This is a genomic window from Bacteroidota bacterium, from assembly GCA_016183775.1.
Taxonomy (GTDB): domain Bacteria; phylum Bacteroidota; class Bacteroidia; order JABDFU01; family JABDFU01; genus JABDFU01.
This window is the reverse complement of record JACPDY010000120.1, coordinates 1-6,697: the sequence shown is the minus strand read 5'-3', so window position 1 is coordinate 6,697 and position 6,697 is coordinate 1. Positions and strand designations below refer to the sequence as shown.

General features: G+C 40.0%; 6 protein-coding genes. 1 reads left to right on the top strand and 5 read right to left on the bottom strand.

The genetic code is table 11. The features are described 5' to 3' along the window. Nucleotides 1-514, bottom strand: a 514-nt coding sequence (locus HYU69_14460) for a hypothetical protein (protein ID MBI2271544.1), incomplete at its 3' end; no start/stop codon positions are given. A 25-nt stretch (nucleotides 515-539) separates the two neighbouring features. Beyond that, complete coding sequence (locus HYU69_14455; GenBank protein MBI2271543.1) at nucleotides 540-1,058, bottom strand: hypothetical protein; 519 nt, start codon at nucleotides 1,056-1,058, stop codon at nucleotides 540-542. A gap of 565 nt (nucleotides 1,059-1,623) precedes the next feature. On the opposite strand from HYU69_14455, the gene HYU69_14450 reads away from it, so the two are divergent. After that, nucleotides 1,624-3,027: a hypothetical protein gene (locus HYU69_14450; GenBank protein ID MBI2271542.1), complete on the top strand. Its 1,404-nt coding sequence runs from the start codon at nucleotides 1,624-1,626 to the stop codon at nucleotides 3,025-3,027. Between the two features lie 107 nt (nucleotides 3,028-3,134). Here HYU69_14450 and HYU69_14445 read toward each other — a convergent pair whose 3' ends face one another. From HYU69_14445 to HYU69_14435, 3 genes are all read right to left on the bottom strand, one after another. Further along, the gene (locus tag HYU69_14445) at nucleotides 3,135-3,539 is read right to left on the bottom strand and encodes a nucleoside triphosphate pyrophosphohydrolase family protein (protein ID MBI2271541.1); all 405 of its coding nucleotides are present in this window, start codon (nucleotides 3,537-3,539) and stop codon (nucleotides 3,135-3,137) included. Between the two features lie 130 nt (nucleotides 3,540-3,669). Beyond that, complete coding sequence (locus HYU69_14440; protein MBI2271540.1) at nucleotides 3,670-4,314, bottom strand: OmpH family outer membrane protein; 645 nt, start codon at nucleotides 4,312-4,314, stop codon at nucleotides 3,670-3,672. A gap of 83 nt (nucleotides 4,315-4,397) precedes the next feature. Then, nucleotides 4,398-6,697: T9SS type A sorting domain-containing protein (locus HYU69_14435; GenBank protein ID MBI2271539.1), on the bottom strand; the 2,300-nt coding region annotated here is incomplete at its 5' end.

Sequence of the window (6,697 nt, the reverse complement as noted above, 5' to 3'; positions counted from 1 at the left end):
GTGGGGAATATGCATTACCATTGGTAATATACGCACAAACATTTCCTTTCATAGTAGAGCTCCCTCCGGAAACGGCGATAAGATACGTTGCTCCATTGGTTGTATTGATATCAATTACATGCGGCATATTGTCATCCGCGTAAGAGCCGCAATCTTTTGCAGTCATTGTCGCGCCACAGGTTTGATTTTCAAAAACAGTGACAGAAGAAATTTTATCCTGGCCATAAAGCTTAAAGCGGATCTTGTTTCCGTCGCCGGTGAAAGAATACCATTTGGCATAAGATTCGGTATTCAAACCGCAGGCCGACCCGCCAACGGTAGTTATAGGCGTGGTATTGTTTTTTAATTTTGTTATTAAACCATTAAAACTCTCTGAGTTACATTGGGTATCATCCGTTCCGATCGTAAGGGGGCTTGGGGAAGAGCATTGGTTTTGGGCAATCGCCCGGTTAGTAATTAAAAAAACAACGCATACAGCAACCACACCACTAATTCCGGTAAAATATTTTTTCATTTTCATTATTCTGTTTAAATGTTGTTTAATTTATTTTTTTTAATTCATTTGAAATATAAGTTAATGTTCCTGAAATTTTATTCGCCATATCAGTAACAGCCACACGGTCAAATACCCTATAGGTTTTCAATTTGTTGATATTTTCATTTAAGTAGAACAGTTCTGACTTGGCTTCCAGAAGAGCGTTATTCCAGCCATTCAGCTTTTTGCTGTCAATGGTTTTGTTCGCGTTTTCAGGCTTTTGTGATTCTGCGATCATGTCACTGATAAATTTTTCGGCTTTTGCGGTCTGGTTTATCGCTTGAATTTCGCTTTCGGAAAATTTACTGCAAATGGAATACACCTGTTCAAGGTCAGAAGCCCGTGATAAACCGGAAGCAACAGCGCTGAGCGAGCTTATACTTTCATTAATAGTCAATACCTGTTGATTCAATTCGGCAAAAGCTGTCTCCCCATTGTTGTTCGCGACTTGCCCGATTGCATCAAATGAAAACAGAGTTATCACAGTAATAATTGTTCCACAAACAGTGTTTGTCATCCTCATTTTAGTATAGTTTTAATAATTAAATTGTAGTGTATTGTGGGTTTTATTTTTAAAGGCATGAGTAATTTGTGGTACCTGTTTTGAACCACAAGCAGGTCTTGGTCAAAGAATATAAAATAGGGGGTAGAAAGAATTGCCAATAACAATAAATTAAAGTTCATTATAGTATATTCTGTGGTGTTCTTTCCGGAGAATTTTCAATTAGTTTTAAGCCGAACGAAAATACAATCTGATACTTAACATCAAAAACCACATTAATTTCAAAATTTACATTCATTCAATATTTTTTCAATAATTAAGTACATAACCAGATGTCTGCTTTTATGAAATTTGTTCCTAATTTTTGCGAAAATCAAACATTTAAGCTTTTTAGATAACAATGGTTCAATTGTCAGATTAAAATATATTGACACATAATTAGTAAGCTTATATATCAAAATTTTGTTTCAAAAGAATCGGGTATAAACAGGTAGCTATCGAAAAGTATTTAACAACAGGGCAGAGCTTGTTCACAATATCTTCTATTTTTGGTAATAAGCGGAAAATCACTGCTGATTTTTTTGGAATGAAACCTGCAATTAACTATTTATTAATTATCACTTTATGCTTTTGTATATTGAAAGGGCTCTCACAGGAAGAGCTTGGCTTTGTGAATAGTAATTACGCCGGTGTTAATTCCCTGTTTATTAATCCATCATCGAATATCGATTCCAAAATATTTATCGATGTTCATTTTATAGGTGCTGATGCATTCGTCCATAACAATTTAGCTTACTCGCCCAAACCTGATTATTCACCCCTTACGGGAAATTTCCCTACCCTGTTGATTAATGAAAAGGAACAGAATAAGCGTGGGTTTGCAAAACTCGATTTAATCGGACCTTCGGCTGCAGTTTCCTGGGACAGGCATTCATTCGGACTGTTTACACGGTTCCGGACGTACATGGATGCGAGAATGACCAGGTCATTATTCACACTTGCAATTAAAAAATTTGACTATAATTCTTTCATCGGAAAAAGTTTTAATGAGAAGGCAAGTGCAAACACCATTTCGTGGTTTGAAACAGGTTTGTCATATGGATATATGTTCAAGTATTCAGGTGATGAAACAATAGACATTGGTATAAATGTAAAACGGCTGATCGGCTACAATTCATCTTCAATCACATTAAGTCAATTTGATTTTGTTTACAACAATAAGAAGGATCTGTTTGTTAATGAAATGAACGGAGGCTACCGGTTCGTTGAACCGGCCTGGGGTGTAGGCAAAGGGTGGGGCGTTGACCTCGGAGTGAATTACCAGAAGAAACTGGAGGGTATAACCGATTACCGGCCGAATACGATAGCCGGAGGTTGTAAGCATATTGATTATAAATTCAAAATTGGCTTATCGTTTCTGGACATTGGCGCTTTTAAGGTAAAAAAGAATGCGTTGTTACAGGAATTCAGTTACGATGCGCAGCCATTTAAATTTGATAGTTCTAAGACGAAAACGTTTACTGATATAGATAGGCTGATAAAAACCAATCTAACCAATAATAATATTCAACAAACTACAGGAACAAGTTATTGGGCCTTGCTGCCATTCGCGCTTAGCGCGCAGTTTGATTATAATTTTGAGAATAATTTTTATTTGAATTTTACCACTGTGAATAGTATTAAAATAGCGTATCAGACCAAGCGGATTGATGTGATCGCTGTAACTCCCCGATATGAACGTAAGCGTTTTGAAATAGCCATTCCCGTTTCATTGGTTGATTACAGATACCCGCAGGTAGGATTAGCGTTCCGCTTTGGAAATTATTTTATAATTGGAAGTGATAGAATCGATTCGATTTTTGGAAAAATACGCGATGTGTATGGTGCCGATCTTTATTTTCACTTGAAGATGGCTTTTTTCAGAAAATGTAAAAGCGCTAAAAAGAGGTATAAGACCGGGCCAAGACCGAATTGTCCGGCATATAGTTGAGTTGTGTGGTAGGTGATCGGTAATCGGTGATCGGTGATCGGTGATCGGTAATCGGTAATCAGTGGAGGGTAATCAGAAGTGACTGACTAACATTGTAACTCAAAAACTCACTTTCCCAGTACTTTTTTAATATCCGGTTTAAAATAGTTGTTACTTTTCATGATCTTGCCATCCTCACGGAAGATGGGTTTGCCTTCTTCGTCCAGTTTCGACATATTGCTCCTGTGGATCTCGTCAAACACTTCCTCTATTTTATGGTGCAGACCATGCCGTAAGATGGTTCCAAAAATAATATATAGTTGATCGCCTAGTGCGTCGGCCACTTCCACCAGGTTGCCGCTTTTGCAGGCTTCCAGGTACTCATCATTTTCTTCCTTCAGCAGGTTGTACCGAAGCATGTATTCCTGTTCGCTTACATTCACTTCCGGGTTTTCACGATTTCCGATCAAAAATACTTCATGAAATTCTTTCACTTTGTGAACCTTCTCAATAAAAAGTTGTTTGTTTGACATGGGGAATTTTTATCAATGAAAAATTGGTTGTCGGTTGTTGGTTGTTAGTTGTTAGTTGTTAGTTGTTGGTTGTTGGTTGTTGGTTGTTGGTTGTTGGCATCACCGACAACTAACAACCAACAACCAATTCCTATTTCTTTTTAACTTTTTCTGCTTTATACTGAAGGTTAAGGCCATCAAGTACCTCGCGGGTAATGTCAAGGCTGTCATTTCCGAACAGTACACTTCCACCCGCATTGGTAAACGCGAGGATGAAGTTATAGTTTCCGTTCCGGTTATATTCCTTCAGAAACTTGTTTACTTTATCCTGGAGCAATAAATTTTTTTCGGCGGTCTCATTCGCGAGGTCTCCCAATTGTTTTTCCATTCCATCAAGTTCAGCTTTTCTTCTCATCATGTCTTCCTCAGCACTTTTTGCCTGATCGGAAGACAGAGCCCCGCTGCTCGCTTTCTGCTGCAATTCGGTATAATCGATCTGAAGTTTTTGCATCTTTTGCTTGTAGTTATTTTCCAACCGAGTTTGTTTGCCTTCTGCTTCTTTCCGCAGTTCCTTAACATATTCATAGTTGCTGAACAAGGTATCTGCATTTACATATACAATTTTGGAGGCTTTGATGTCTTTGGCCAAAACGGGTATGTGTATGGTCGTGGTATCCGTTGGTGTTGAGGTTGATCCAACCGGTTCGCCATTTTTATTTCCTGAAAAATGCAGGTAATACAGATAGCCGACAGCTGCGGCCAATATAAAATTGAGTACGATCGAAAAGTTTTTCACGATTTTAAATTTTAGTTGACGGCAAAGATAAAGCAATTATTGAAGCAGAAGTGTTCCCGGTTTGAATGTGGCATCAATAGAAACTAATTCACTTTAACTAATTTTTTTGTAATCCATTCCTGTCCGACACCGAGCGAATAATAATAAATTCCGGCAGGGAGTTTGTCAGTATTCATCGGAACAGAATGATGACCTGCGGGGTATTCTGCTGAGGCGATCTTTGTGATTTCTTTCCCGAGTTCATCATAAAGTGTTAAGCTGACTTTCGACTTGACTGGCAGTGTAAATGTTATTGTAGTTTGCCCCGACGCCGGGTTCGGATAATTTTTAAGTTCGTAATCCGTTGTTTTTGCTTCTATATCTTTTACAGTAACTATAGATTGTTTACTTGTAATGTTTGCTGAAAAAATACCATTTCCATGAGTGGCGACCACAACAAGGCCATCCGACAGGCGGGTATCTATCATGTCACAAACAAGGTTGCCTATAGTTGAAGCACCCTGTTGTACCCACACTGTAGATGTTCCTTTAAGGGTATCGGTAGAATATATACCCGTACTCGTAGCAACCAGGTAAACCGTTCCATCGCTCACAGGTAATATAGAGGCCCATCTGCATGAAGGCCCTGCTCCGGTTCCTGAAGAATTTGATTCGAGATTGCCGCCAACCTTTGTCCAGTTGATTCCACCATCAGCGGTGTAAAATAAACTGTATAAACCATAGTTGGAAAATACAACCATCACTTTATTCCCATCTGTAGGGTCAATAGCAATACAGCTGATATAACCTGCGCCCGGAAAGGAGTTTGTTCCTGAAACCCCTGTTACATCAATCGGAGTAGGAGTTCCCACATTCGCATTATCTATGCGGTAGAGCCTCCGTTTATCGCATCCGTAATAAACACGGTTAGCAGGTGTTTTACAAACGGCAACAGCTGTGATCTTAGAAAGAGCTGTGGGCACAGTATCCGGAAAGGCAACCCAGTTTGTGGTGATAGAATCCCAGTTGTTTACCATTGGGATACCAGACAGATCATCATTCCTCCATAATTGCTTGCCCCCGGCCAGGTACATAATATTATTGTTGTTAGGATCAATTACATAAGGGTTGATAAATTGATAACCTTTTCCGCCCAGAGGATCGATCCTGGCCCTTGATAATACATTTCCATTCGCGTCAAGATCAGCCTTCATCATTTTTCCGTTTTGAATGGATAGGTAATAAGCCGTTCGGCCATCGGCAATGGCGCAATATGAGCCATCCCCGCCGCGGGGCGTTACCCATGGCGTTAAAGGATTCGCATTATTGGTGAACCAGCTGCCATTGTCCTGAGCTCCGGCAACGATAATCTCATTACCACTTGTCGCATGATCAATCGCGCATGTATAAAACATGGAAGTTACATACCCGTTATTGAGGGAGGTCCATGAAACAGTATCTGCTGTATTGTCCGTCGTTTTAAAAACTCCTCCATCATTACCGTTCAGCATCTTATTTGGATCGGAGTTGTAAAATACAAGCTGATGTTGGTCGGGATGATGATTTTTGTACATGTTAACCACCGGTAATTTAGCTCCCAATTCGTAACCTCCGATATAAGTTGTATTGCTTGATGTAGAGAATCCGTCTGTTGATCGAAAAAGATTTGTGCCTCCGATAAATACAGTGTTAGGGTCGTTCGGTTTCACTTTTACAAGAAGGTCATATCCTCCCTGGGCATTAAATGTATTGAACGGACGTCCGGTGTTTGGAAGATTGGCCGATCTGTCTTCCCATATTCCACCACTTCCGCTTCCATCACCCGAAACATAAGTATATTTCCAAAGACTGTTCCATTCCGTTTGATGTTGAAAGTTTGTGTCAGGCATTCCGAAACCCGGAGTGGAGCCAAGAAAATAAATCTGGTTCTCATCCGATGGAGCATGGCCAATAACGATTCTGTTGTATTTGGTCGGAAAGCCGGCCGGGGTGATATTTGCAAATGTAACACCATCCTCTGATCTCCAGATACCTTTATCAGGACCCTGACTATCGAGTGTTGCATAAACAACACCTTTCTTTGGGGTTACCAGCACATCCGCGTAATAGGAATACGTTGAGCCTCCGCCTTTCACAATTGTCCAAGTTGTACCGCCGTCAATACTTTTATAAATGACCCCGATGGTTGCTGCGTAAACTATACTGTTAACTGTATCCGCCGGGTTGCAGGCAACATTCCACACCACATCAAAGAATTTTTCAAATGTATGAGGTGTATTTGAACTGGTCGATGTTAAAGGGTTCCATGTTATACCTCCATCAGTGGATTTGTAAAGTCCATTGCCAAGAAAGTAGGCTCCTCCCGATGAAGCAGAAGCGCCTGTTCCTTCACCTGATCCATAAT